The sequence below is a fragment of the Pseudomonas migulae NBRC 103157 genome, assembly GCF_002091715.1.
Taxonomy (GTDB): domain Bacteria; phylum Pseudomonadota; class Gammaproteobacteria; order Pseudomonadales; family Pseudomonadaceae; genus Aquipseudomonas; species Aquipseudomonas migulae_A.
Genome location: NZ_BDAG01000002.1, coordinates 231,456 through 255,989, shown reverse-complemented (window position 1 = coordinate 255,989; position 24,534 = coordinate 231,456). Strand labels below are relative to the sequence as shown.

General features: G+C 60.1%; 19 protein-coding genes and 4 tRNA genes. 18 read left to right on the top strand and 5 right to left on the bottom strand.

The window, feature by feature from the left end; translation table 11 throughout:
- Window positions 1-102: 102 nt before the first annotated feature.
- On the bottom strand, window positions 103-1,653 hold the full coding sequence (locus tag PMI01S_RS03390) for an MDR family MFS transporter (protein WP_084318019.1): 1,551 nt from the start codon (window positions 1,651-1,653) through the stop codon (window positions 103-105).
- Window positions 1,643-2,692, bottom strand: coding sequence for an HlyD family secretion protein (locus tag PMI01S_RS03385; RefSeq protein ID WP_084318018.1), 1,050 nt, complete (start codon window positions 2,690-2,692; stop codon window positions 1,643-1,645). Before PMI01S_RS03385 ends, PMI01S_RS03390 begins: the two co-directional genes overlap by 11 nt.
- Window positions 2,693-2,912: 220 nt before the next feature.
- Here PMI01S_RS03385 and gltX point away from each other — a divergent pair, with 220 nt between their 5' ends.
- The 10 genes from gltX (at window position 2,913) to PMI01S_RS03335 (ending at window position 8,838) form a co-directional block, all read left to right on the top strand.
- Window positions 2,913-4,394 (top strand): glutamate--tRNA ligase, encoded by a 1,482-nt coding sequence (gene gltX, locus PMI01S_RS03380; RefSeq protein WP_084318017.1) that lies wholly within the window; start codon window positions 2,913-2,915, stop codon window positions 4,392-4,394.
- A 236-nt stretch (window positions 4,395-4,630) separates the two neighbouring features.
- Window positions 4,631-4,706, top strand: a tRNA-Ala gene (locus tag PMI01S_RS03375).
- A 79-nt stretch (window positions 4,707-4,785) separates the two neighbouring features.
- Window positions 4,786-4,861: transfer RNA gene (locus PMI01S_RS03370), tRNA-Glu, on the top strand.
- 53 nt (window positions 4,862-4,914) lie between these two features.
- Window positions 4,915-4,990, top strand: a tRNA-Ala gene (locus PMI01S_RS03365).
- Between the two features lie 80 nt (window positions 4,991-5,070).
- Window positions 5,071-5,146, top strand: a tRNA-Glu gene (locus tag PMI01S_RS03360).
- A 184-nt stretch (window positions 5,147-5,330) separates the two neighbouring features.
- A complete protein-coding gene (locus PMI01S_RS03355) occupies window positions 5,331-5,870 on the top strand; it encodes a TetR/AcrR family transcriptional regulator (RefSeq protein ID WP_084318016.1) in 540 nt (179 codons plus the stop codon).
- 32 nt (window positions 5,871-5,902) lie between these two features.
- Entirely contained in the window at window positions 5,903-6,736 is an 834-nt protein-coding gene (locus tag PMI01S_RS03350; RefSeq protein ID WP_084318015.1) for an alpha/beta fold hydrolase, read from the top strand.
- A 48-nt stretch (window positions 6,737-6,784) separates the two neighbouring features.
- Window positions 6,785-7,222, top strand: coding sequence for an acyl-CoA thioesterase (locus PMI01S_RS03345; RefSeq protein ID WP_084318014.1), 438 nt, complete (start codon window positions 6,785-6,787; stop codon window positions 7,220-7,222).
- Window positions 7,223-7,310: 88 nt separating this feature from the next.
- Complete coding sequence (locus PMI01S_RS03340) at window positions 7,311-8,270, top strand: tRNA dihydrouridine synthase (RefSeq protein WP_084318013.1); 960 nt, start codon at window positions 7,311-7,313, stop codon at window positions 8,268-8,270.
- A 121-nt stretch (window positions 8,271-8,391) separates the two neighbouring features.
- The gene (locus tag PMI01S_RS03335; RefSeq protein WP_084318012.1) at window positions 8,392-8,838 is read left to right on the top strand and encodes an Hsp20 family protein; all 447 of its coding nucleotides are present in this window, start codon (window positions 8,392-8,394) and stop codon (window positions 8,836-8,838) included.
- A gap of 157 nt (window positions 8,839-8,995) precedes the next feature.
- Here PMI01S_RS03335 and PMI01S_RS03330 read toward each other — a convergent pair whose 3' ends face one another.
- On the bottom strand, window positions 8,996-12,274 hold the full coding sequence (locus PMI01S_RS03330) for a bifunctional diguanylate cyclase/phosphodiesterase (protein WP_084318011.1): 3,279 nt from the start codon (window positions 12,272-12,274) through the stop codon (window positions 8,996-8,998).
- A 66-nt stretch (window positions 12,275-12,340) separates the two neighbouring features.
- Window positions 12,341-13,231: a LysR family transcriptional regulator gene (locus PMI01S_RS03325; protein ID WP_084318010.1), complete on the bottom strand. Its 891-nt coding sequence runs from the start codon at window positions 13,229-13,231 to the stop codon at window positions 12,341-12,343.
- A gap of 146 nt (window positions 13,232-13,377) precedes the next feature.
- Between PMI01S_RS03325 and leuC the strand changes: the two genes are divergently transcribed.
- The 7 genes from leuC to PMI01S_RS03290 all read left to right on the top strand — a co-directional run bounded on the left by leuC (window position 13,378) and on the right by PMI01S_RS03290 (window position 22,751).
- Window positions 13,378-14,796, top strand: a complete 1,419-nt coding sequence (gene leuC, locus PMI01S_RS03320) for a 3-isopropylmalate dehydratase large subunit (RefSeq protein ID WP_084318009.1) — start codon at window positions 13,378-13,380, stop codon at window positions 14,794-14,796.
- A gap of 10 nt (window positions 14,797-14,806) precedes the next feature.
- The gene (gene leuD / locus PMI01S_RS03315) at window positions 14,807-15,451 is read left to right on the top strand and encodes a 3-isopropylmalate dehydratase small subunit (RefSeq protein WP_084318008.1); all 645 of its coding nucleotides are present in this window, start codon (window positions 14,807-14,809) and stop codon (window positions 15,449-15,451) included.
- Between the two features lie 89 nt (window positions 15,452-15,540).
- Window positions 15,541-16,308 (top strand): class I SAM-dependent methyltransferase, encoded by a 768-nt coding sequence (locus tag PMI01S_RS03310; protein ID WP_084318007.1) that lies wholly within the window; start codon window positions 15,541-15,543, stop codon window positions 16,306-16,308.
- 51 nt (window positions 16,309-16,359) lie between these two features.
- The gene (leuB, locus tag PMI01S_RS03305; RefSeq protein WP_084318006.1) at window positions 16,360-17,442 is read left to right on the top strand and encodes a 3-isopropylmalate dehydrogenase; all 1,083 of its coding nucleotides are present in this window, start codon (window positions 16,360-16,362) and stop codon (window positions 17,440-17,442) included.
- 68 nt (window positions 17,443-17,510) lie between these two features.
- Window positions 17,511-18,623: an aspartate-semialdehyde dehydrogenase gene (gene asd / locus PMI01S_RS03300; protein ID WP_046026895.1), complete on the top strand. Its 1,113-nt coding sequence runs from the start codon at window positions 17,511-17,513 to the stop codon at window positions 18,621-18,623.
- 266 nt (window positions 18,624-18,889) lie between these two features.
- Entirely contained in the window at window positions 18,890-19,900 is a 1,011-nt protein-coding gene (locus PMI01S_RS03295; RefSeq protein ID WP_084318005.1) for an aspartate-semialdehyde dehydrogenase, read from the top strand.
- Window positions 19,901-20,108: 208 nt separating this feature from the next.
- A complete protein-coding gene (locus PMI01S_RS03290; protein ID WP_084318004.1) occupies window positions 20,109-22,751 on the top strand; it encodes a FimV/HubP family polar landmark protein in 2,643 nt (880 codons plus the stop codon).
- Between the two features lie 108 nt (window positions 22,752-22,859).
- Here PMI01S_RS03290 and PMI01S_RS03285 read toward each other — a convergent pair whose 3' ends face one another.
- Complete coding sequence (locus tag PMI01S_RS03285; RefSeq protein ID WP_084318057.1) at window positions 22,860-23,519, bottom strand: M24 family metallopeptidase; 660 nt, start codon at window positions 23,517-23,519, stop codon at window positions 22,860-22,862.
- A gap of 188 nt (window positions 23,520-23,707) precedes the next feature.
- Between PMI01S_RS03285 and truA the strand changes: the two genes are divergently transcribed.
- On the top strand, window positions 23,708-24,532 hold the full coding sequence (gene truA / locus PMI01S_RS03280) for a tRNA pseudouridine(38-40) synthase TruA (RefSeq protein ID WP_084318003.1): 825 nt from the start codon (window positions 23,708-23,710) through the stop codon (window positions 24,530-24,532).
- The last annotated feature ends 2 nt before the right edge of the window (window positions 24,533-24,534 follow it).

Sequence of the window (24,534 nt, the reverse complement as noted above, 5' to 3'; positions counted from 1 at the left end):
CAAGCCCGCTCCCACAGTTGACCGAGTTGCTTGGGCGGACGCGGTCTAGTGTGGGAGCGGGCTTGCTCGCGATGAGGCCAGTCAGGGCGATACAAATATCAACTAGTGCGCCTCGCCAGCCTTCAACCCCGCCGGCAGCTTCCTGGTCAGCAACACCGCCAGCATGCTGATCCCCAACGCAATCCCGACAAAATGAAACGCATCGTTGTAAGCCATGATCGACGCCTGCTGATGGGCGATCTCACTGAGCTTGCCCAGCGCCGCCGTTTCGCTGCCCAACCGGTCCGTCAGCGACGCCATACGCTCGGCGACCTGCGGGTTGCTCGGCACGATGGATTCACGCAAATAATCAAAGTAGGTCTTGGTCCGGGCATCCAGCAGCGTGGCGAGGAGGGCGATGCCGATCGCGCCGCCGAGGTTGCGCAGGATGTTGAACAGGCTCGACGCCGACCCCGCATCCTGCGGCAGGATGTACGCGGTGGCGATCAGCGAGATTGTCACCATGATCAACGGCTGCCCCAGCGCGCGGATGATCTGGATCTGATTGAACTGCGGCCCGGCAAAATCCGGGTTCAGCACACCCGAGGAAAAACTCGCCAACCCGAATAGCCCGAACCCCAGCGTGCACAGCCATTTCGGCGAAATGACCTTCATCAGTTTCGGCACCAGCGGAATCAAAAACAGCTGGGGCACGCCCATCCACATGATCACTTCGCCGATCTGCAGGGCGTTGTAATTCTGGATCTGCGCCAGGTACAGCGGCAACAGATAGATCGAACCGTACAACCCGACCCCCATCCCGATGCTGGAAATGCTCGATAAGCCGAAGTTTCGATTACCGAGGATACCGAGGTTGATCAGCGGGTTGGGCTTGGAAAACTGCACGATCACAAAGGTGATCAGGCTGACCAGGGCGATACTGCCGAGCCCGACGATCAGGTCCGATTCCAGCCAGTCCTTGCGGTGGCCTTCCTCCAGAAACACCTGCAAACAACCGAGGCCGATACCAAGGGTGACAATGCCCGTGTAGTCAGTGCTTTTCAGCAGTTCCCAGTGCGCTTCTTTCTTTTCCAGGCCATACATCAGGCCGGCGATCATGATCAGGCCCGGCGGGATATTGATGTAGAAAATGTATTCCCAGCCCCAGTTTTCCGTCAGCCAGCCGCCGAGCGTCGGGCCGATGGAGGGCGCGAACGTTGCGGTCATGGCGAACATCGCCATGCCTTTGGCGCGGTGGTGTTCGGGAAGTTTGATCAGCGTCAGGGTGAACGCCAGAGGGATCAGCGCGCCGCCGGTGAAGCCCTGCAGCGCGCGGAAAATGATCATGCTTTCCAGGCTCCACGCCATGGAGCAGAGCAGGGAGGCTGCAAGAAACCCGAGTGAGACCCACACGGCCAGACGGCGTGCCGAGAGCAGTTGCACGAGCCACGCCGTCAGCGGAATCATGATGATCTCCGCGACCAGGTACGACGTGGAAATCCATGAGCCTTCTTCCAGGGTCGCCGACAGCGCGCCCTGAATATCCTTGAGCGACGAGTTGGTGATTTGAATGTCGAGCACCGCCATGAACGCGCCGAGCATCACGCTCATCACCGCGATCCAGTCCCGCCGGGTCGGTTCGCCGGCGGGGCGGATCAGTTGATCACCGGCCATCGTCAGGGGCGTCTTTGATGTTCACTTTGGCGGTGACCGACATGCCCGGACGAATCTTGCCGTGCAGCGGGCTGTCCGCGGCGAAGGTCAGTTTTACCGGAATCCGTTGTACGACTTTGGTGAAGTTGCCGGTGGCATTGTCCGGCGGCAACAGGCTGAACTGCGCGCCTGAGGCCGCGAACAGGCTGTCGACCCGCGCTTCAATCGGCGTGTCGCTGTAGGCGTCGAACGTCAGTTCGGCTTTCTGGCCGGGCTGCATGCGGCCAATCTGGGTTTCCTTGAAGTTGGCCTGAATCCAGATGTCCTGGTCGGGGACGATCGACATCAGATACGCACCGGGCTGCACATATTGGCCTTCGCGAGCGGCACGCTGGCCGATCAGGCCGCTGATGGGGGCGTGGATTTCGCTGCGGGTCAGGTTCAGTTCCGCTTGGGCCAGATCGGTTTTGGCGTTGGCGATCATAGCGTCGAGGCGTTTGATTTCCGCGCTCAGGGAATTGACTTGCTGGCGCTGACTTTGAGCGTCCGCCTGGGCCTTGGTCACCTGCGAGCGGGCGATGTGGTTGTCGGCGGAGAGGGTGGTTACCCGCTCTTCGGAAACGTAGCCCGGTTTGCGCAGGGTTTGCGCGCGGGACAAATCGATTTGCGAGCGACCGAGGCTGGCCTGGCTGGACGCCACTTGCGCTTCGCTTGCGGCAATCAGGCTGGCCTGCTGGGTCAGTTTGCTCTGGGCTTGCAGGCGTTCGGCCTGGCGGGTGGCGAGAGCGGCGTTGGCGCGGTCGACGGCGAGGTGGAAGTCATCGCCTTCGAGCTTGATCAGCAGCTGACCTTTCTCGACGTGCTGGTTGTCCTGCACCAGTACCTGATCGATGCGCGCGCCCAACTGGCTCGACACACGGGTGATCTCGCCCTGAACGTAGGCGTTGTCGGTGCTTTCATAAAACCGTCCCTTGAAGAACCATTGGGCAAAAAAGCCCCCGGCAATCAGCAGGACGATCAACAGGAAAATAAACAGGCGACGCTTGAGTTGGGCAGGCATGGGGCAAACTGTAGTCGAGAAATTGTAAGGAAAGTTATCAGCAGGCGAATTTGGCATACAGTCGATAGTGGGTAAATGCCATCGGCTGATAATCCATCATTCACCCCGGCCCGAGCCCGTTGTAGACGCAAACTTGGCTTAAATGCCCTGCTCACTGGAGCCGGGCGGGCAACGCCTGTTACCATTCGCCCTTTGTTTTATCTTCATTTCGAGACTTGCCATGACCACCGTCCGCACGCGCATCGCGCCATCGCCTACCGGGGACCCCCACGTAGGTACCGCTTACATCGCTTTGTTCAACTACTGCTTTGCCAAGCAGCACGGCGGTGAGTTCATCCTGCGGATCGAAGACACCGATCAGTTGCGTTCGACCCGCGAGTCCGAACAGCAGATTTTCGACGCCCTGCGCTGGTTGGGCATCGACTGGAGCGAAGGCCCGGACGTCGGCGGCCCGCACGGTCCGTACCGTCAAAGCGAGCGCGGTGACATCTATCAGAAGTATTGCCAGCAACTGGTCGAGATGGGTCACGCGTTCCCGTGCTTCTGCACCGCCGAAGAGCTGGATCAGATGCGCGCCGAACAAATGGCTCGCGGCGAAACCCCGCGTTACGACGGTCGTGCACTGTTGCTCTCCAAGGAAGAAGTCGCGCGCCGTCTGGCCGCTGGCGAGCCGCACGTGATCCGCATGAAAGTGCCGAGCGAAGGCGTGTGCGTGGTGCCGGACATGCTGCGTGGCGACGTCGAGATCCCGTGGGATCGCATGGACATGCAAGTGCTGATGAAGACCGACGGCCTGCCGACGTACTTCCTGGCCAACGTGGTGGATGACCACCTGATGGGCATCACCCACGTTCTGCGCGGTGAAGAATGGCTGCCTTCGGCACCGAAACTGATTCTGCTGTACGAATACTTCGGCTGGGAACAACCGGAGCTGTGCTACATGCCGCTGCTGCGTAACCCGGACAAGAGCAAGCTGTCCAAGCGCAAGAATCCGACCTCGGTGACGTTCTACGAGCGCATGGGTTTCATGCCGGAAGCGATGCTCAACTACCTCGGGCGCATGGGCTGGTCGATGCCGGACGAGCGCGAAAAGTTCTCGCTGCAGGAAATGGTCGACAACTTCGACCTGAGCCGCGTCTCCCTCGGCGGGCCGATTTTCGACATCGAGAAGCTGTCCTGGCTCAACGGCCAGTGGCTGCGTGACTTGCCGGTGGAAGAATTCGCCTCGCGCTTGCAGACCTGGGCACTGAACCCTGAATACATGATGAAGATTGCACCGCACGTGCAGGGCCGCGTTGAAACCTTCAGCCAGGTCGCACCGCTGGCCGGTTTCTTCTTCGCCGGTGGCGTGAACCCGGATGCCAAGCTGTTTGAATCGAAGAAGCTGTCGGGTGATCAGGTTCGTCAGTTGATGCAGTTGATCCTGTGGAAACTGGAAAGCCTGCGTCAGTGGGAAAAGGACAGCATCACGGCGACGATTCAAGCGGTGGTCGAATCCCTGGAGCTGAAGCTGCGTGACGCCATGCCGCTGATGTTCGCTGCGATCACTGGGCAGGCGAGCTCGGTGTCGGTGCTCGATGCGATGGAAATCCTCGGCCCGGACCTGACGCGTTTCCGTCTGCGTCAGGCTATCGACTTGCTCGGTGGCGTGTCGAAGAAGGAAAACAAGGAGTGGGAAAAACTGCTGGCGAATATCGCCTGATTCCTTGATGTCCCGAAAAGATTGCAGGCTACGCCAGCTCCTGCATTTGAAATGCAATCCCCCTGTAGGAGCTGCCGAAGGCTGCGATCTTTTGATCTTGCTTTTGGCAGCATCCCCGTTTTTCGGGGAGAGGCGGTAAGTGATTGTTATGTCGGCAAAAAACTTTGAAATATTTTAAAAATAAGTTTGACAGCCTTTCGAAGCGCCATTAAGATTCGCCCCGTCCTCAGCGATGAGGGGCTATAGCTCAGCTGGGAGAGCGCTTGCATGGCATGCAAGAGGTCGACGGTTCGATCCCGTCTAGCTCCACCAATTTACACTTCAAGGTCTGGCCACACTGGCCTTGAGGCGATCAACACTCAGTGTTGATCTGTTGTATAGAAGGGTTTGCGTCCCCTTCGTCTAGTGGCCTAGGACACCGCCCTTTCACGGCGGTAACAGGGGTTCGAGTCCCCTAGGGGACGCCAGTTTTACAGAAGCGATGTTGCAAGATGTCGCTCCGCCGCGAGGCGAAAAATCCGGGGCTATAGCTCAGCTGGGAGAGCGCTTGCATGGCATGCAAGAGGTCGACGGTTCGATCCCGTCTAGCTCCACCAATTTTACAGTTCAAGGTCTGGCCACACCGGCCTTGAATCGATCAGCTCTCAGCACTGATCAGTTGTATAGAAGGTTTTGCGTCCCCTTCGTCTAGTGGCCTAGGACACCGCCCTTTCACGGCGGTAACAGGGGTTCGAGTCCCCTAGGGGACGCCACGATTACCCGCTCTGCGGGATTTTATAAGGGTCATTCAATTATTGAATGGCCCTTTTGTTTGTCTGGCGTTTGGCCAAACCCCCTCATTTCTTTCAAACTGTGCTTCAGACCAGCGGTCACACTCACGACTTGCGTAAAATTATTATGAGAATAATATTCTAGTCGTAATATTCGGAGGCAACGATGAACGATAAAAAAGCTCAAACCCGCGAACGCATCCTCAAGGCCGCCAGCGCAGCGCTGATTCAGCGCGGCCCGGCCGAACCGAGCGTGGGCGAAGTGATGGGCGCAGCCGGCCTGACGGTTGGCGGCTTCTATGCGCACTTCGAAAGCAAGGACGCGATGATGCTGGAAGCGTTCAAGCAACTGCTCGGTCATCGCCGTGGCCTGATCGCCGACATGGACGCCGAATTGACCGGCGAAGAGCGTCGCGCCTTGGTGGCGGCGTTTTACCTGTCACGCAAACACCGTGATTCCTCTGAGTCGGCGTGCCCGATCCCGGCGTCTGTCGGCGAGCTGGGGCGTCTGCCGGACGCGTTTCGTGTGGCGTTGAATGAGCATGTGGAGATGATGGTCGCGCAGTTGGCGGCCAGCCCGGAAGACACCGACAAAGCCTTGGCCGACATGGCTTTGATGGTGGGTGGTTTGGCTCTGGCGCGGGCGTTGGGGCCAGGAGATTTGTCCGATCGATTGCTGCGTGCCGCCAAGTCGGCGGTGTTATGACCTGAAGGCAAATGGCTTGAGGAGTGAGAGCGATGAGCACGTTAAAGTGGGTTCGTGGCGTTAATGGCACCTTGGGCTGGTTTGCACCGAAACTGGTCGCGAGCAAAATGCGACTGGCCTTCATGACGCCGCGGGATCTGCCGCCGCGTGACTGGGAACTGCCGCTGCTGGCGAAATCCGAGCGCATCACTTTACGCTTTGGCCTGTCGGCGTTGCGCTGGGGACAAGGTCCTGCGGTGTTGCTGATGCACGGTTGGGAAGGGCGGCCGACGCAGTTCGCCAGCCTGATCACTGCGCTGGTTGATGCCGGTTACACCGTCGTTGCGTTGGACGGGCCTGCGCATGGTCGTTCGCCGGGCAACGAAGCAAACGTCGTGCTGTTCGCCCGAGCCATGCTCGAGGCTGCCGCCGAGCTGCCACCGCTGCAGGCGGTCATCGGACACTCGATGGGCGGTGCCAGCGCCATGCTCGCCGTCCAGTTGGGTTTGCGCACTGAAACCCTGGTGACGATTGCGGCTCCGGCGCGGATTCTCGGGGTGCTGCGTGGTTTTGCCCGCTATGTGCGACTGCCGCCCAAAGCCCGCTCGGCGTTCATTCGCCAGGTTGAAAAAGACGTTGGCATGCGTGCCGCTGCGCTGGATGTCTCGCACTATCAACTCGACATGCCTGGCCTGATCGTTCACGCCGAAGACGACTGCTTTGTTCCGGTCAAGGAATCCCAGCTGATTCACGAAGCCTGGTTCGACAGCCGTCTGTTGCGACTGAAAGAAGGCGGTCATCAGCGGGTACTGGCTGACCCTCGGGTGATTGATGGCGTGTTATCACTGCTGGCCGGCCGCAGCCTGCAATCGCGCCAATCGGCCTGAGCATCCGTTACACTGCCCCGGTCGACATAATCTGACCGGGAGTGGGGCATGGGCTGGGATCGGGCAACGCCATTTATCATTGATCTGGAAGTGGGCGCCGAGGACATCGACGGGTTGGGTCACGCGAATAATGCGGTGTACGTGACCTGGCTCGAGCGCTGCGCCTGGCGCCACTCTCAGCGGCTCGGCCTGGATCTGGTCGAGTACCGGCGGCTTGATCGGGCGATGGCGGTGGTGCGGCACGAGATCGATTACCTGGCTGCGGCCTACGAGGGCGATGAGTTGCAATTGGCGACCTGGATCGTCGATTGGGATCAGCGCCTGAAAATGACCCGGCACTTCCAGCTGAAGCGCCCGAGCGACAACACCACATTGCTGCGTGCGCAGACCACGTTTGTCTGTATCGAACTGTCCACGGGCAAACCCAAGCGCATGCCGGCGGAGTTTATCGAAGGTTACGGCCCTGCGTTGCAGCTAACGAACTGACCCGATCCCGGCAGCTCCTACAGGTGGTTATCTTTTCGATTGTGAAACCCAGTAAACTGCCGCACGTTTTTCGTCGAGTGTGTTTTTCATGCAAATTGCTTTGGCACCCATGGAGGGGTTGGTCGACAACATCCTGCGGGACGTGCTGACCCGTGTGGGCGGTATCGATTGGTGCGTGACCGAGTTCATCCGGATCAACGATCAGTTGCTCACGCCTGCCTACTTCCACAAGTTCGGTCCTGAACTGCTGACGGGTGCGCGCACCGCGTCTGGCGTGCCGTTGCGCGTGCAGCTGTTGGGTTCCGATCCGGTGTGCCTGGCGGAAAACGCCGCGCTGGCCTGCGAATTGGGTTCTGAAGTCATCGACCTGAACTTCGGTTGCCCGGCCAAAACCGTCAACAAATCGCGCGGTGGTGCGGTGCTGCTCAAAGAGCCCGAGCTGCTGAACCAGATCGTCGAGCATGTCCGTCGCGCCGTTCCAGCGCACATTCCAGTCACCGCGAAAATGCGTCTGGGCTTCGACAGCCCGGACGGTTCGCTGGTCTGCGCCACCGCCTTGGCCGAGGGCGGCGCGGCACACATCGTGGTGCATGCGCGGACCAAGATGGACGGTTACAAACCGCCGGCACATTGGGAGTGGATACCCCGCGTGCAGGAAGTGGTCAAGGTGCCGGTGTTCGCCAATGGTGATATCTGGAGCGTTGAAGACTGGCGCCGTTGCCGCGAAATCAGTGGCGTGGAAGACATCATGCTCGGCCGCGGGCTGGTGTCGCGTCCGGACCTGGCCCGGCAAATCGCTGCCGCCCGTGCCGGTGAAGAAGTGGTCGAGATGACTTGGGCGGAGCTGTTGCCGCTGATACAGGACTTCTGGCTGCAGGCCAAGGCGCAGATGACAGCGCGTCAATCGCCGGGTCGCCTGAAGCAGTGGCTGGCCATGCTGACGCGCAATTATCCCGAAGCCGTTGAGTTGTTTACCGAGCTGCGCCGTGAAACCGAACTGGATCAGGTCTCGCGATTGCTGGGTTTGCAGGTGTTGGAAGCGGCTTGAAAAAATTCTGAAAAACTCTCTTGAAAAGCAATCAGCGGTCCTTATTTATGGATTACGCGATGCCGAATTCGGGTCGCGGAGACAAAAAAACTTGCTGATATGTTTTCAGGAGATTTGAATCATGAGCACTGCATTTTCGATGGCACCACTGTTCCGTTCCTCGGTGGGTTTCGACCGTTTCAACGATCTGTTCGAAACCGCCCTGCGCAACGAGCCAGGCAGCACCTACCCACCTTACAACGTTGAAAAACACGGCGACGACCAATACCGCATCGTCATAGCGGCCGCCGGATTCCAGGAAGAAGACCTGGAGTTGCAAGTGGAAAAAGGTGTGCTGACCATCAGTGGCGGCAAACGTGACGCGAACGAAGAAGTCACTTATCTGTACCAAGGCATCGCACAGCGGGCCTTCAAACTGTCCTTCCGTCTGGCGGACCATATCGAAATCAAGGCCGCCGACCTGAGCAACGGTCTGTTGAGTATCGACCTGTTGCGGGTGGTTCCGGAAGAGGCGAAAGCCAAACGCATCCCGATCAACGGGACACAAAAACCAGCCCTGCAGCACTAAGGCAGGGCAGTGAAAAGGGCGCCAATGGCGCCCTTTTTTTGTGCCTTGTCCCGTCCCGTAGGAGCTGCCGAAGGCTGCGATCTTTTGATCTTTACGCCGGTAATCACAATGCAAGATCAAAAGATCGCAGTCTTCGGCAGCTCCTGCACCGTCCGCGTTATTTAAGAAGCTTCTGGAACGCCTCCACCGGCAGCGGCGAGCTGTGCAAATACCCCTGATAAAAATGGCAGCCCAGCCCCTGCAGGAACTCAAGCTGTTCCGGGGTCTCCACCCCTTCGGCAATCACTTTCAATTCCAGGCTGCGGGCCATGGCGACGATGGCGCGGATGATCTCGGCGTCGTTGGGGTCGGTGGTGGCGTCGCGGATGAATGACTGGTCGATTTTCAGCGTGTCGACCGGCAGTCGCTTGAGGTAGGTCAACGAGGAGTAACCGGTGCCGAAGTCATCCATGGCGAAGCTTACGCCGAGCTTTTTCAGGCGACGCATTTTGCTGATGGTGTCTTCCAGATTCTGGATGACGATGCCTTCGGTGATTTCCAGTTTCAGCAGCGAGCAGGGGAGGCCGTGGCTGACGAGGCTGTGCTCGATGCGCTCGACGAAGTCGTTCTGGCGGAATTGCCGCGGGCTGATGTTCACACAAAGGCTGAAATCCAACGGGTTGATCAGGCCCTTGGCGATCAATTGTTTGAAGGCTGAGCACACTTCGTCGACGATCCAGGTGCCGACCTCCAGAATCAACCCGCTGTCTTCCAGCACCTTGATGAATTCGGTCGGCGATTGTGCGCCGAGCTCCGGATGGCTCCAGCGCACCAGCGCTTCGGCACCGACGATGCGGTTGTTGCGAGCGTCCACCTGAGGCTGGTAATGCACCTCGAACTCACCCCGGGAAAGAGCCAGGCGCAAGTCGGTTTCCATGCGCAGGCGTTCACTGGCGGCCTTTTGCATGGTGTTGTGGTACATCTGCGTGGTGTTGCGCCCTGAATCCTTGGCCCGATAAAGCGCGATGTCGGCGCGCTTGAGCAGGTCGGTCGGGGTCGAGCCGTGATCGGGAATCAGCGCGATGCCGATACTTGGCGTCACTTGCAGGCGTTGACCATCCAGGAACATCGGTTCGGACAACAGTTCACGCAAGGTGTCCGCAAGTTCGCGGACCTGGGCGCTGACTTCATTGCGCGAACCTTCCAGGCCGCTGAGCAACACCACGAACTCATCGCCGCCCAGCCGCGCGACGGTGTCTTCCATGCGCACACTGGCTTCAAGGCGGGCGGTGATGATCTTCAGCACCGTGTCGCCCACGGGGTGGCCGAGCGAGTCGTTGATGTGCTTGAAGTGGTCGAGATCGAGAAACATCAGGGCGCCACGCAGGTTGTGGCGTTTGAGCAGGGCGATCTGCTGGCTCAGGCGGTCCATCAACAGTGCGCGGTTGGGCAGGTTGGTCAGCGGGTCGTGGTAGGCCAGGTGACGGATCTGCGCTTCGGCGTTTTTCAGCAGGCTGACGTCCCGCGCGGTCAGCAGCAGGCAAGCGGTTTCGTTGAGCGTGATCGGTTCCACCGAGACTTCGACGGTCAGCAGTTCGCCGCGCTTGTTGCGGCCGAGCATCTCCTGGTGATGCACCCGGCCCTTGATCTGTAGTTCGGCCAACAGCGCCGAGCGTTGTTTTTCTTCGGCCCAGATGCCGACCTGGTACACCGTGCGGCCGACCACCTCATCGGCGCGATAGCCGGTCAGGCGGCAGAAACCATCGTTGACCTCCAGATAGCGCCCTGTGTCGCGTTCGGTAATGGTGATAGCGTCGGGACTGGAGTGGAAAGCCTTGGCGAACTTCTCTTCGCTGGCCTTGAGCGCCGCTTCCGAGCGTTGTTGCTGGGTGATGTCGCGCAAGGTGGTAACGATGCACGGCTGGTCGCCGACGCTGATCTGGCGGCTGGAAATCACGCAGGTCAGCGATTGGCCGTCCTTGTGCTGAACGAGAATGGCGACGTTGTTCAGGCCTTGTTCGCGGATGACTTGTTCGATCCGGCGCAGGCTTTTTGCCGACGCGTCCCACAGGCCGATTTCGTCGGCGCTGCGACCAATCACCTCGGCGGTGTTCCAGCCGAAAGTCTGGGTGAAACTGGAGTTGATTTCGATGAACTGGCCGGTGTCCTGGCGGGTGACGCAAATCGGGTCCGGACTGACCTGGAACAGGGTGGCAAATTTCTCTTCGGAAGCGACCAGCATCTGCTCGCGCTCGACCTGATCGGTAATGTCGAGCAAGGTGCCGGCCATGCGCAACGGCGCGCCGTTATCATCGCGGTAGAGGCGGGCGCGGCTTTCCAGGTAGCGCGAAGTGCCATCTTCCATTTGTACGCGGTAAGTCAATTGATAGTTGCCCGCCGGACCTTCGCGCAGGCTGCGATAGGCATCGCGCATGCTGTCGCGTTCTTCGCCGGGCACGCCTTCGAAAAACTCTTCGAAGGACTCATGGAACGGCTTGGGTTCCAGCCCGTGCAACTGGGCGGCCCGGGCCGAGCCATAGAGCATGCCGCTGGGAATGTGCCAGTCCCAGGTGCCGAGTTGGGCTGAATCCAGCGCCAGATCGAGGCGCTCCTGGCTGTCTTTCAGGGCGAGTTCGGCGGCCTTGCGTTCGGTGGTGTCGAGGAAGGTGCTGAGCAGATAGGGTTGGCCTTCGAGTTCTACTTTTTGCGCGCTGAGGATGCCGTCGTGGATCTGGCCATTGCTGGCGCGGAACTGCACTTCCATGTTGATCAGCTCGCCTTTGGCCTTGGTCGCCTTGACCAGTTTATCGCGTTGTTCCGGGTGCACCCACAGGCCCAGTTCTATCGTGGTGCGGCCAATCGCGTTCTGCACCGGCCAGCCGAACAGGCTTTCGAAATACTGGTTGGCCTCGGTGATCAGGCCGTCTTCCTGGCGGGTTAGAAGTACCATGTTCGGACACAGGTGAAACAGCGTCGCGAAACGTTTTTCCGAGCTGCTCAGTGCCTGTTCACGCTGGCGCTGGTGGGTGATTTCGCGGATCACCCCGATCATGCGCGGCCGACCGTGTTTGTCCGGCAGCAAACTGCCATTGATCTCCAGCCAGTGAAGGCTGCCATCGGGCCAGCGAATGCGGTGGTGCATTGCCTGCTCCAGCGGAGCGCCGGCAATTACGGCATGGAACGCGCGAATGGTTTTGGCCCGGTCTTCAGGCGGCAGCAGGTCGAGGTATTCCAGGTCGGCGGGCAATGGCAGCCGGGGGTCGAAGCCGAACAAGGCCTGCGTACCCCGCGACCAACTGATCTGCCCGCGCTCGATGTCCCAATACCAGGCGCCCAGACGCGCTCCGTTGAGCGCGGCCAGCAACTGAGGCGCGCTTTCCCAGCTTTGCTCGGACCGTTTCGGGTCAAGCGCCTGTATACGCGGCATTGGCGGAATACGGTCAACGGATTTCGGCATTGGCAGGCCTTGGGCTGAATTGGGCGTTAGGCACAGGATTTCGCGGCTCTATAGGATTAGCACAAATTAGCCTTGAGTCCCTGGCAGATCGATTTGTGCATCCAGCAAGGCCATAAAAGCCCGTGCTGCGTTCGACAGCGTCCGTTCGGTGTGCAAGATATAGCCTAGCTGGCGAGTCAGTTGTATGCCCGGCAAAGGTATTCGTGCAACTTGATCGTCGAGCATGGTGCGCGGCAATACGCTCCAGGCCAGGCCGATCGAGACCATCATCTTGATGGTTTCCAGATAATTCGTGCTCATGGCGATATTCGGCGTCAAGCCTTGCGCTTCGAACAGTCGCTGGACGATATGGTGAGTAAAGGTGTTGCCGCCGGGAAACACGGCCGGATGCAGGGCGATGTCTGCCAGGGTTACCGCGCCATTGCTGATCAGCGAATGCTCTGGCGCGACCACGAAATCCAGCGGGTCGTCCCACACCGGCGTGGCCTTGACCAGTGCGTGGGGCTCCGGCGCCAGGGTGATGACGGCAAGCTCGGCGCGACCATGGAGGATTTCTTCGTAGGCCACTTCCGAATCGAGGAACTGAATATCCAGCGCGACTTGTGGGTAACGGCGGGTGAACTCCCTTAATAGGGGGGGCAAACGGTGCAGGCCGATGTGGTGACTGGTGGCCAGGGTCAGGCGACCGCTCACTTCGCCGGTCAGGTTGGTCAGGGCACGGCGGGTGTCGTCCAGCACGTTCAGAATCTGATAGGCCCGCGGCAGCAGGGCGCGACCGGCTTCCGTCAGCCCGACTTCGCGCCCCAGGCGGTCAAACAGGCGCACCTTCAATTGCTGCTCGAGCCCGGCAATCCGCTTGCTGATCGCCGGTTGCGTCAGGTGCAGCCGTTCACCGGCGCCGGAGAAGCTTCCGGTCTCGGCGATGGCAATAAAAGCATTGAGGTTGGCGAGGTCCATTGCTGTATTCCAGTTGGTTATCCAAAGCATAAAAAATATGAATTTGAGTTATTTAATGTAACCCCCTAGGATCGACCTCACAAGCCAAAGGGTTATTGAATTGTTCAAAGCCCAGGGCATAGAAACAAGCTGATGAGGACCGTCTGATGGCCGGCAAAACGCTTTACGACAAGCTTTGGGAATCCCATGAAGTGAAACGGCGCGACGATGGGTCGTCGCTGATCTATATCGACCGCCACATCATCCATGAAGTGACTTCGCCCCAAGCTTTCGAAGGCCTGCGCCTGGCCGGGCGCAAGCCTTGGCGCGTCGACTCGATCATTGCCACTCCGGACCACAACGTACCGACCACTCCGGATCGCAAGGGCGGCATCGAAGCGATTACCGACCAGGTCTCGCGTTTGCAGGTTCAGACCCTTGATGACTACTGCGACGAATATGGCATCACCGAATTCAAAATGAATGACGTGCGTCAGGGCATCGTTCACGTAATCGGTCCGGAGCAGGGTGCTACCTTGCCGGGCATGACCGTGGTCTGCGGCGACTCGCACACCTCGACTCACGGCGCGTTTGGCGCCCTGGCCCACGGCATCGGCACTTCCGAGGTCGAGCACGTGTTCGCCACGCAGTGCCTGGTCGCCAAGAAAATGAAGAACATGCTGGTGTCGGTCGAAGGCAAACTGCCGTTCGGTGTGACCGCCAAGGACATCGTGCTCGCGGTCATCGGCAAGATCGGCACCGCCGGCGGTAATGGCCACGCCATCGAGTTTGCCGGCAGCGCCATTCGCGACTTGTCTATCGAAGGCCGCATGACCATCTGCAACATGTCCATCGAGGCCGGCGCTCGCGTAGGTCTGGTGGCGGCGGATGAAAAAACCGTGGCGTACGTGAAAGGCCGTCCGTTTGCCCCGAAAGGCGCGGAATGGGACCTGGCTGTCGAAGCCTGGAAAGACCTGGTTTCCGACGCTGATGCGGTGTTTGACACCGTCGTCGAACTCGACGCCACTCAGATCAAACCGCAAGTCAGCTGGGGCACTTCGCCCGAGATGGTTCTGGCGGTCGATCAGAACGTGCCGGACCCGGCGAAGGAAATGGACCTGGTCAAACGCGGTTCCATCGAACGCGCCTTGAAGTACATGGGGCTGACCGCCAATCAGGCGATCACCGACATTCAACTGGACCGCGTATTCATTGGCTCCTGCACCAACTCTCGGATCGAAGACCTGCGCGCTGCAGCGGTGATTGCCAAGGGCCGCAAGGTCGCTTCGACCATCAAGCAAGCCATCGTGGTGCCGGGCTCGGGCCTGGTGAAGGCGCAAGCCGAGGCCGAAGGCCTGGACAAGATTTTCCTCGAGGCCGGTTTTGAGTGGCGCGAACCGGGTTGCTCGATGTGCCTGGCGATGAACCCGGATCGTTTGGAGTCGGGCGAACATTGCGCGTCGACGTCCAACCGCAACTTCGAAGGGCGTCAGGGCGCCGGTGGCCGTACGCACCTGGTCAGCCCGGCCATGGCCGCGGCGGCTGCCGTCAACGGTCGTTTCATCGACGTTCGCGAACTGATCTGAGGAACCGCACATGAGAGCTTTTACCCAACACACCGGTTTGGTCGCGCCATTGGATCGTGCCAACGTCGACACCGACCAGATCATTCCGAAGCAGTTTTTGAAGTCGATCAAGCGCACCGGTTTTGGCCCGAACCTGTTTGACGAATGGCGCTACCTGGACGTGGGTTATGCCTATCAGGACAACTCCAAGCGTCCGCTGAACAAGGATTTCGTCCTCAACGCCGAGCGTTACCAGGGCGCCAGCGTATTGTTGGCCCGCGAGAACTTCGGTTGCGGCTCCAGCCGCGAGCACGCGCCATGGGCGCTGGAAGAGTACGGTTTCCGCAGCATCATTGCGCCGAGCTATGCCGACATCTTCTACAACAACAGCTTCAAGAACGGCTTGCTGCCGATCATCTTGAGCGACGCTGAAGTGGATGAACTGTTCCAGCAAGTCGAGGCGAATCCAGGCTATGAATTGAAGATCGACCTGCAAGCCCAGACCGTGACCCGGCCGGACGGCAAGGTCTACAGCTTCGAGCTTGACGAGTTCCGCAAGCACTGCCTGGTCAACGGCCTCGATGACATCGGCCTGACCTTGCAGGACCACGAGGCGATTGCGACGTTCGAAGCCAAGCACCGTGCGAGCCAGCCGTGGTTGTTTCGCGACGCGTGATTGATCCGAAATTGATGTAGGTATGGCTGGCCTCTTCGCGAGCAAGTCGAAGACGGCAGATCAGACAACACAAATATCAGGACATAACTATGACCAGCACCGCCCAACACACTCAGGTTGTACAAAAGCAATTCGGTGAACAGGCCTCGGCCTATCTGAGCAGCGCCGTTCACGCTCAAGGCACCGAATTCGCACTGCTACAAGCCGAAGTGGCCGGGAAGGGCGATGCCCGGGTGCTGGACCTGGGTTGCGGCGCCGGTCATGTGAGTTTCCACGTGGCCTCGCTGGTCAAGGAAGTGGTGGCCTACGACCTCTCGCAGCAAATGCTCGACGTGGTCGCCGCCGCAGCCGTTGATCGGGGTTTGACTAATGTGACCACGGCCCTCGGCGCCGCCGAACGCCTGCCGTTCGCCGATGGTGAGTTCGATTTCGTCTTCAGCCGTTATTCGGCGCACCATTGGAGCGATCTCGGCCTGGCCCTGCGCGAAGTCCGCCGGGTGCTGAAGCCGGGTGGCGTGGCGGCGTTCGTCGACGTGTTGTCACCGGGCAGCCCGTTGTTCGACACTTACCTGCAAAGCGTCGAAGTGCTGCGCGACACCAGCCATGTGCGCGATTATTCCGCGGGTGAATGGTTGCGCCAGGTCAGCGAAGCGGGGTTGCACACTCGCAGCACCACGCGTCAACGCCTGCGTCTGGAGTACAACAGCTGGGTCGAGCGCATGCGCACACCACAAGTGATGCGCGCTGCGATCCGCGAGTTGCAGCAGTCGATGGGCAACGAAGTACGCGAATATTTTGAGATTGAGGCCGATGGTTCGTTCAGTACCGATGTGCTGGTACTGATGGCCGAGCGATAGAATTTTTCCGGGAGCGCCTCAGGGCGCTCCGACTGATGACATGAGGAAAGCATGAGCAAGCAGATTCTGATTCTCCCAGGTGACGGTATTGGCCCGGAAATCATGGCCGAAGCGGTCAAGGTGCTGGAACTGGCCAATGACAAGTACAGCCTGGGCTTCGAACTGAGCCACGACGTGATCGGTGGCGCTGCCATCGACAAGCACGGCGTGCCTCTGGCCGACGAAACCCTGGAGCGAGCCCGTGCAGCCGACGCCGTCTTGCTGGGCGCCGTGGGCGGTCCGAAATGGGACACCATCGAGCGTGACATCCGCCCTGAGCGCGGTCTGCTGAAAATCCGTGCGCAACTGGGCCTGTTCGGCAACCTGCGCCCGGCGATCCTGTACCCGCAACTGGCCGAGGCTTCCAGCCTGAAAGCCGACATCGTTTCCGGTCTGGACATCCTGATCGTTCGCGAACTGACCGGCGGTATCTACTTCGGCACGCCACGCGGCACCCGCACCCTGGAAAACGGCGAGCGTCAGTCCTACGACACGCTGCCGTATAGCGAAAGCGAAATCCGCCGCATCGCCCGTGTCGGTTTCGACATGGCCATGGTGCGTGGCAAGAAGCTGTGCTCGGTGGACAAGGCCAACGTCCTGGCTTCCAGCCAGTTGTGGCGTGAAATCGTCGAGGAAGTGGCCAAGGATTACCCTGAAGTCGAACTGAGCCACATGTACGTCGACAACGCCGCCATGCAGCTGGTGCGTGCGCCAAAGCAGTTCGACGTGATCGTCACCGACAACATGTTCGGCGACATCCTGTCCGACCAGGCGTCGATGCTTACCGGTTCCATCGGCATGCTGCCGTCGGCGTCCCTGGATACCAACAACAAGGGCATGTACGAGCCTTGCCATGGCTCTGCGCCGGACATCGCGGGCAAAGGCATTGCCAACCCGCTGGCGACCATTTTGTCGGTGTCGATGATGTTGCGTTACAGCTTCAACCAGTCGGATGCAGCGGATGCAATCGAGAAAGCCGTGAGCCTGGTGCTGGATCAGGGGCTGCGCACGGGCGACATCTGGTCGACCGGTTGCACTAAAGTCGGTACGCAGGAAATGGGTGACGCAGTAGTCGCCGCGCTGCGGAATCTGTAATCTCTCGGGCCCGCTGCCACTTTCCACTTCGAAAGCAGCGGCCCACTTTTCAAGAAGGTGTAGTTGCGATGAAACGTGTAGGTCTGATCGGTTGGCGCGGTATGGTCGGTTCCGTGCTCATGCAGCGGATGCTGGAAGAGCAGGATTTCGATCTTATCGAGCCGGTGTTTTTCACCACTTCCAATGTCGGTGGCCAAGGCCCGTCCGTGGGCAAGGACATTGCTCCGCTCAAGGACGCTTACAGCATTGAAGAGCTGAAAACCCTCGACGTGATTCTGACCTGCCAGGGTGGCGACTACACCAGCGAAGTCTTCCCGAAGCTGCGCGAAGCCGGCTGGCAGGGTTACTGGATCGACGCCGCTTCCAGCCTGCGCATGCAGGATGACGCGGTGATCGTGCTGGACCCGGTGAACCGCAAGGTCATCGACCAGCAGCTCGACGCGGGCACCAAGAACTACATCGGCGGCAACTGCACCGTCAGCCTGATGCTGATGGGCCTGGGCGGTCTGTTCGAAGCCGGTCTGGTCGAGTGGATGAGCGCCATGACTTATCAGGCGGCCTCCGGTGCCGGCGCGCAGAACATGCGTGAACTGATCAAGCAAATGGGCGCGACCCACGCCGCTGTCGCCGATCAACTGGCCGACCCGGCCAGCGCCATCCTCGACATCGACCGCCGTGTAGCCGAAGCCATGCGCAGCGACGCGTACCCGACCGAAAACTTCGGCGTACCGCTGGCCGGCAGCCTGATCCCGTGGATCGACAAGGAACTGCCGAACGGCCAGAGCCGCGAAGAGTGGAAGGCCCAGGCCGAGACCAACAAGATCCTCGGTCGCTTCAAGAGCCCGATCCCGGTGGATGGCATCTGCGTGCGCATCGGCGCCATGCGCTGCCACAGCCAGGCGTTGACCATCAAGTTGAACAAAGATGTGCCGATCGCCGACATCGAAGGGCTGATCAGCCAGCACAACCCTTGGGTCAAACTGGTGCCGAACAACCGCGACATCAGCATGCAGGAGCTGAGCCCGACGAAGGTCACCGGCACCCTGAATGTTCCGGTTGGCCGTCTGCGCAAGCTGAACATGGGTTCGCAGTTCGTCGGCGCGTTCACCGTTGGCGACCAGCTGCTGTGGGGCGCGGCCGAGCCGCTGCGTCGCATGCTGCGGATTCTGCTTGAGCGTTGATTGATTGAAGTAATCAAAGAACCCGCGCCTTGAAAGAGGTGCGGGTTTTTTTATTCCCGACAGCCTGAGAGTCTTTGGGTGCCTGGCAGGCCGCCTTCGCGAGCAAGCCCGCTCCCACATTTGATCTCCAGTGTTCACACGGTCAATGTGGGAGCGGGCTTGCTCGCGATGAGGCCGGTACAGCCACTACAAATTCCCCGTCGAATTGCCTGCACGCCACCCACCCGGTAAAGTGCCGCTCCCCCCGTTTCGCCAGAGGTAGAACCATGAGCCAGTCCTTTGATATTGCCGTGATCGGCGCCACCGGTACTGTCGGCGAAACGCTCGTGCAGATTCTCGAAGAACGCGACTTTCCGGTCGGCAACCTGCACCTGCTGGCCAGCAGTGAATCCGCCGGGCATTCGGTGCCGTTTCGCGGCAAGAACGTGCGGGTGCGGGAAGTGGACGAGTTCGACTTCAGCAAAGTGCAGTTGGTGTTTTTCGCCGCAGGCCCGGCGGTGACCTTGAGTTTTGCCTCGCGCGCCACGGCCGCCGGTTGCTCGTTGATCGATCTGTCGGGCGCCTTGCCGGCCGATCAGGCACCACAAGTGGTGCCGGAAGCCAATGCCCAGGTGTTGGCCGGTCTGAAAAAACCGTTCCAGGTCAGCAGTCCAAGCCCTTCGGCCACCACCTTGGCCGTAGTGCTCGCACCGTTGCTCGGTCTGCTCGACCTGCAGCGCGTCAATGTGACCGCCAGTCTGGCCGTCTCTGCCCAGGGCCGCGAAGCCGTCACTGAACTGGCCCGGCAAACCGCCGAACTGCTCAATGTGCGTCCTCTGGAGCCGACTTTCTTCGATCGGCAGATGGCTTTCAACCTGCTGGCGCAAGTCGGCAAGCCGGATGAACAGGGCCATACGCTGCTGGAAAAACGCCTGGTGCGTGAGCTGCGTCAGGTCATGGCTTTGCCTTTATTAAAGATTTCCGCCACTTGCATTCAAGCCCCGGTGTTTTTTGGCGATAGCTTTAGCGTGACCTTGCAGTCAGCAAGCGCTGTGGACCTGGCGAAAATCAACGAAGCGCTGGAAGACGCGCCGGGGATTGAACTGGTGGAAGCCGGCGATTATCCGACCGCGGTCGGCGACGCAGTGGGGCAGGATGTGGTCTACGTCGGTCGGGTTCGGGCTGGAATCGACGACCCGTCGGAACTTAATTTGTGGCTGACGTCAGATAACGTACGCAAAGGCGCGGCGCTCAATGCTGTGCAGGTGGCTGAATTGTTGATAAAAGACCTGCTGTAAAAGATACTTGGCAGCAATTTGCAGAATGATTCTGGCCGGGCGCCGTGCCTGGCCGGATTGCTGAAGGCGAGTCACCCTGCGGGGCTTTCCGGGGCATGAAAGAAATGATCGCGCGCGACGACCCTTCGCCGCCGCGCGCAATGCCTTACGGCAGCGACTATCAACACCTTCTCGCTGGCCGAGGAATGTTCAGACAAAGGATGAGGCTATGGTTCAAGTTCGCAAACTGGTGTTAGCAATAGCGGCCGCCTCGGCGCTGTCCTCCGGTATGGCGCATGCGCTCGGGCTCGGGGAATTGACCCTGAAATCGTCGCTGAACCAGCCGCTGGTAGCAGAAATCGAGCTGCTCGACGTCAAGGACCTCACCGCTGCCGAAGTGGTGCCGAGCCTGGCGTCGCCGGAAGATTTCGCCAAGGCCGGTGTCGATCGCCAGGCGTTTCTCAACGACCTGAGCTTCACCCCGGTGCTTAACGCCAGTGGCAAAAGCGTCCTGCGTGTGACGTCCAGCAAGCCGTTGTCCGAACCGATGGTGAAATTCCTGGTTCAGGTGATGTGGCCCAACGGTCGCCTGTTGCGCGATTACAGCGTGCTGCTCGATCCGTCCAAATTCTCGCCGCAAACCGCTGAAGCGGCTGCGCAACCGGCACCGACCCAGACGGTCACTTCTCCCGTGACCGGCGCCTCCAAGCCGACCCAATACACCACCACGCCGCGCGATACCCTGTGGGAAATCGCCGCGAAGGCGCGTAATGGCGGCTCGGTTCAGCAAACCATGCTGGCCATCCAGGCGCTGAACCCGGATGCCTTCATCAACGGCAACATCAACCTGCTGAAGACCGGTCAGGTCCTGCGCCTGCCGGATCAGACACAGGCCACCAGCGTGCCGCAACCCAAGGCCATTGCTGAAGTCGCCGCGCAGAACACCGCGTGGCGTCAGGGCCGTCGCTATGTCGCCAAGCCTGGAACAGGGCAGCAGCAACTCGACGCGACCAAACGCGCTCGCAGTGAAGGTGCTCCTGCGCAGCCTGCCAGGGACAATTTGAGCCTGGTGTCCGCCGAGTCCGGCAAAGCGGGTAGCAAAGGTGCAGCAGGCGATGCCAAAGCCTTGAGCAACAAGCTGGCCGTGACCCAGGAAAGCCTCGACACGACCCGTCGTGACAACGCTGAACTGAAAAGCCGCATGACCGATCTGCAAAGCCAGCTGGACAAGCTGCAGCGCCTGATCGAGCTGAAGAACAATCAACTGGCCAAATTGCAGGCTGAAGGTGCTGCGGGTGCGCCGGCTGCTGCGACCACGGCGCCGGCCATCTCGGCCGAATTGAGCCCTGCGCCTGTCGACGGCGCGCCGGCAACGCCAGCGCCTTCGGCTGCGGCCCCTGAAGCAACGCCGGCCCCGGCCGAGACGCCAGCCGAGCCAGCGCCTGCAACATCCGACGACCAGAAGTTCAACGAACTGCTGACCAATCCGTGGTTGCTGGGCATGGTCGGTGGCGGGGCGGTGGTTCTGCTGCTGTTGCTGCTGTTGCTGGCCCGTCGCCGCAAAGCCCAGCAGGAAGCCGAAAAACACCTGCGCATGGCCCGGGCGTTGTCCGAGGAGCAGGAATTCTCTGCTGATCTGGACTTGCCTGAAAGCAGCTTCGAAGGTCTGGAAGTGCCGCCGCCAAGCGTGAAACTCGCGACCGCGCCGGCCCCTGCACCTGCGCCGACCCCGGCTCCAGCGCCAGCTCCAGCTCCAGCTCCAGTGATTGAGCCCGTGGTGGTAACGCCGCCGATCGCTGCGCCACTGGTCGCGCCTGCCGCTGATCGCGATGACGACGTGCTGACCAAGGCGCAATCGCACATGGCCGCCGGTCGCCTGAATCAGGCTGCTGCGTTGCTGGAAGAGGGCATCAAACAAGAACCTCAGCGCAGTGACCTGCGTCTGAAGCTGATGGAAGTCTACGGTCAGCAGGGCGATCGCGATGCGTTCGTGGCTCAGGAGCGTCAGCTCGTGGCCAACGGCGAAAACTTCGCCCGTGTCGAAGAGCTGAAAAGTCGCTTCCCGGCCATGGCCGTCGTCGTGGCGGGTGGTCTGGCTGCTGCGGCTGTCGCTGCGGAACTGGACGCCCAATACGTTCAGGATCTGTTGAAGGACGAGCCCGAAGAACCGGCACCGGCCCTGGCTGATGACGACTTCGACAGCGCGTTTGATCTGAGTCTGGATGATCTGGAAAACGCTTCTCCGGCGGTGGCTGCACCTGAGCCGACGCCTTCGCCAGAAGCTTTGGCCGAACTGGACGATTTCCCGCTGGACGACGACCTGAGCTTTGAGTCGGTGCTGGCGCAGCAGACTGAAATCAAGGAAAACCTCGACGACCTGTCGGACTTCGATCTGGACATGGACCTCGGTGGGGATGCGTCGCCGGGGATCCTCGCTGAAGACGATTTCCTGTTGAGCCTGGATGATGACGTCAAGGACTTGCCTGCCGCTGAAGTGCCGGCCACTCCCGAGGTAGCGCTGGATGATCTGGAGCTGCCGGCGGATTTCGATCTGTCGCTGGCCGATGAAATGGACGCTCCGGATGCATTCGCGGCTGAACTGGATGACGTCAACGCCGAGCTGGATCGTCTGTCCCAGACCATTGGCGAACCGTCCTTTACGGCAGAAGACGCATTGGCTTCCGCCGCTGACGAGCCGGAATTCGATTTCCTCTCCGGCACCGACGAAGTCGCCACCAAACTTGACCTGGCCCAGGCCTACATCGACATGGGCGACGCCGACGGCGCACGGGACATCCTCAACGAAGTCGTGACCGAGGGTGATGCGGGTCAGAAGAGCGAAGCCAAGGAAATGCTTTCGCGTCTGGCTTGAGTGATCGAAAAAGCGTAAAAAAACGGCAGCCCTTTGAGGCTGCCGTTTTTGTTTCTGGATCACCGCAATACCCCTCTGGGAGCACGCCCGCTCCCAGATTCGATTTTCTTAAGCCAACAAATCCTCATAAAACGCACCAAACGGCCGGGTAGGGTGGGCGATCTGGATTTCCAGAATCCACAGCCCGACATTCGGGCACTCCTCAAAATTGCCCAAATCCCCGGCACGGTAAATCGCATGGGGAAAATCACTGACCCGGTGCCCCTTGATCTCCAGGTTCAGCTTCCAGCCCATCGCCGTCGCCTGCTCGTCGGCATAACGGTACAGCTCGAGGCCGGCCACCTGCCGGGTGCGCCAGTAATCGTGAACCTGATCGAACAACGTCTTGGCTGCCGCCGCGCATGCCTTCATCTCGGGATCGTCGCCGACGACAAACGTTGCGCCAGAGTCGCCTTCGTGGCGATCCCAGACTACGCCGAGATCGATAAAGAAAATGTCGTTCTCAGCCAGTACCGGATCGCCTTCAGAGCGTTGCTTGAAGGTTTTCAGGGTGTTTTCGCCAAAACGGATCTTCGAGGGGTGCCAGATGCGGTCCATCCCCAGCTCGTTCAATACGTCAAGGCTCATGGCCAGCGCCTCGGATTCGCGCATGCCGGGTTTGATGCGTCGGGCCATCTCGTCGATGGCTTCCCACGTCTTGCGTTTGGCATGCAGCATGCCTTCCAGGCTGTAAGCCAGGCCGACGGCTTCTTTGAGGAGTGCAGTCATCATCAGGTCTCGGTGGGTTTCTGTTTTTCGTTGTATAGGTATCTATATAGCGAAGTCTGCATGGGGGCTGCAACGGCACAAACATCACACGCCTCTGGCGTCCCGGTCCGACGGCCTTATAATACCCGCCTTTGCGTACATCAGCAGGCTGTCACTCCTTGGCAAATATAGATAACCCGGCCGCCGAAATGGCGGCCGACGGCTTTTTCCGCATCGCCTTGGGCGTTGAATACAAAGGCTCGCGCTTTCGCGGCTGGCAGCGTCAGGCGTCCGGTGTGCTCACGGTGCAGGAAACCCTGGAAAAGGCCTTGTCCAAAGTCGCCGACTCACCGGTGTCGCTGCTCTGCGCCGGGCGTACGGACGCGGGCGTGCATGCCTGCGGTCAGGTGGTGCATTTCGACACGCAGGTCGAGCGCTCGATGAAAGCCTGGGTCATGGGCGCCAACATCAACTTGCCCCACGACGTCAGTGTCAGCTGGGCCAAGGTCATGCCGGCGCATTTTCATGCGCGGTTCAAGGCCATCGCCCGGCGTTATCGCTACGTGATCTACAACGATCAGATCCGCCCGGCGCACCTGAACGAAGAAATCACCTGGAATCACCGTCCCCTCGACGTCGAGCGCATGGCCGAGGCCGCGCAATACCTGGTCGGCACCCACGACTTCAGCGCTTTCCGTGCGGGTCAGTGCCAGGCCAAGTCGCCGATCAAGGAACTGCATCACCTGCGCGTCACGCGCCACGGCAAGATGATCGTGCTGGACATTCGCGCCAGCGCCTTCCTGCACCACATGGTGCGCAACATTGCCGGCGTACTGATGACCATTGGCGCCGGCGAGCGTCCGGTGGAGTGGATGAAAGAAGTGCTGGAGAGCCGGGTTCGCCGTTCCGGCGGGGTGACGGCGCATCCGTTCGGCCTGTATCTGGTGCAGGTCGAGTACCGCGACGAGTTCGAATTGCCCGAGCGTTACATTGGTCCACACTTCCTGACCGGTTTCGCCGAACTTGACGGCTGACG

Coding starts and splice junctions, on each gene's coding strand:
- PMI01S_RS03310 (WP_084318007.1), top strand. CDS start 15,541: ATGACCAGCACCGCCCAACACACTCAGGTTGTACAAAAGCAATTCGGT.
- PMI01S_RS03390 (WP_084318019.1), bottom strand. CDS start 1,653: ATGGCCGGTGATCAACTGATCCGCCCCGCCGGCGAACCGACCCGGCGG.
- PMI01S_RS03335 (WP_084318012.1), top strand. CDS start 8,392: ATGAGCACTGCATTTTCGATGGCACCACTGTTCCGTTCCTCGGTGGGT.
- truA (WP_084318003.1), top strand. CDS start 23,708: ATGGCGGCCGACGGCTTTTTCCGCATCGCCTTGGGCGTTGAATACAAA.
- gltX (WP_084318017.1), top strand. CDS start 2,913: ATGACCACCGTCCGCACGCGCATCGCGCCATCGCCTACCGGGGACCCC.
- PMI01S_RS03295 (WP_084318005.1), top strand. CDS start 18,890: ATGAGCCAGTCCTTTGATATTGCCGTGATCGGCGCCACCGGTACTGTC.
- PMI01S_RS03385 (WP_084318018.1), bottom strand. CDS start 2,692: ATGCCTGCCCAACTCAAGCGTCGCCTGTTTATTTTCCTGTTGATCGTC.
- PMI01S_RS03330 (WP_084318011.1), bottom strand. CDS start 12,274: ATGCCGAAATCCGTTGACCGTATTCCGCCAATGCCGCGTATACAGGCG.
- PMI01S_RS03345 (WP_084318014.1), top strand. CDS start 6,785: ATGGGCTGGGATCGGGCAACGCCATTTATCATTGATCTGGAAGTGGGC.
- leuC (WP_084318009.1), top strand. CDS start 13,378: ATGGCCGGCAAAACGCTTTACGACAAGCTTTGGGAATCCCATGAAGTG.
- PMI01S_RS03290 (WP_084318004.1), top strand. CDS start 20,109: ATGGTTCAAGTTCGCAAACTGGTGTTAGCAATAGCGGCCGCCTCGGCG.
- leuB (WP_084318006.1), top strand. CDS start 16,360: ATGAGCAAGCAGATTCTGATTCTCCCAGGTGACGGTATTGGCCCGGAA.
- asd (WP_046026895.1), top strand. CDS start 17,511: ATGAAACGTGTAGGTCTGATCGGTTGGCGCGGTATGGTCGGTTCCGTG.
- PMI01S_RS03340 (WP_084318013.1), top strand. CDS start 7,311: ATGCAAATTGCTTTGGCACCCATGGAGGGGTTGGTCGACAACATCCTG.
- PMI01S_RS03325 (WP_084318010.1), bottom strand. CDS start 13,231: ATGGACCTCGCCAACCTCAATGCTTTTATTGCCATCGCCGAGACCGGA.
- PMI01S_RS03350 (WP_084318015.1), top strand. CDS start 5,903: ATGAGCACGTTAAAGTGGGTTCGTGGCGTTAATGGCACCTTGGGCTGG.
- PMI01S_RS03285 (WP_084318057.1), bottom strand. CDS start 23,519: ATGACTGCACTCCTCAAAGAAGCCGTCGGCCTGGCTTACAGCCTGGAA.
- PMI01S_RS03355 (WP_084318016.1), top strand. CDS start 5,331: ATGAACGATAAAAAAGCTCAAACCCGCGAACGCATCCTCAAGGCCGCC.
- leuD (WP_084318008.1), top strand. CDS start 14,807: ATGAGAGCTTTTACCCAACACACCGGTTTGGTCGCGCCATTGGATCGT.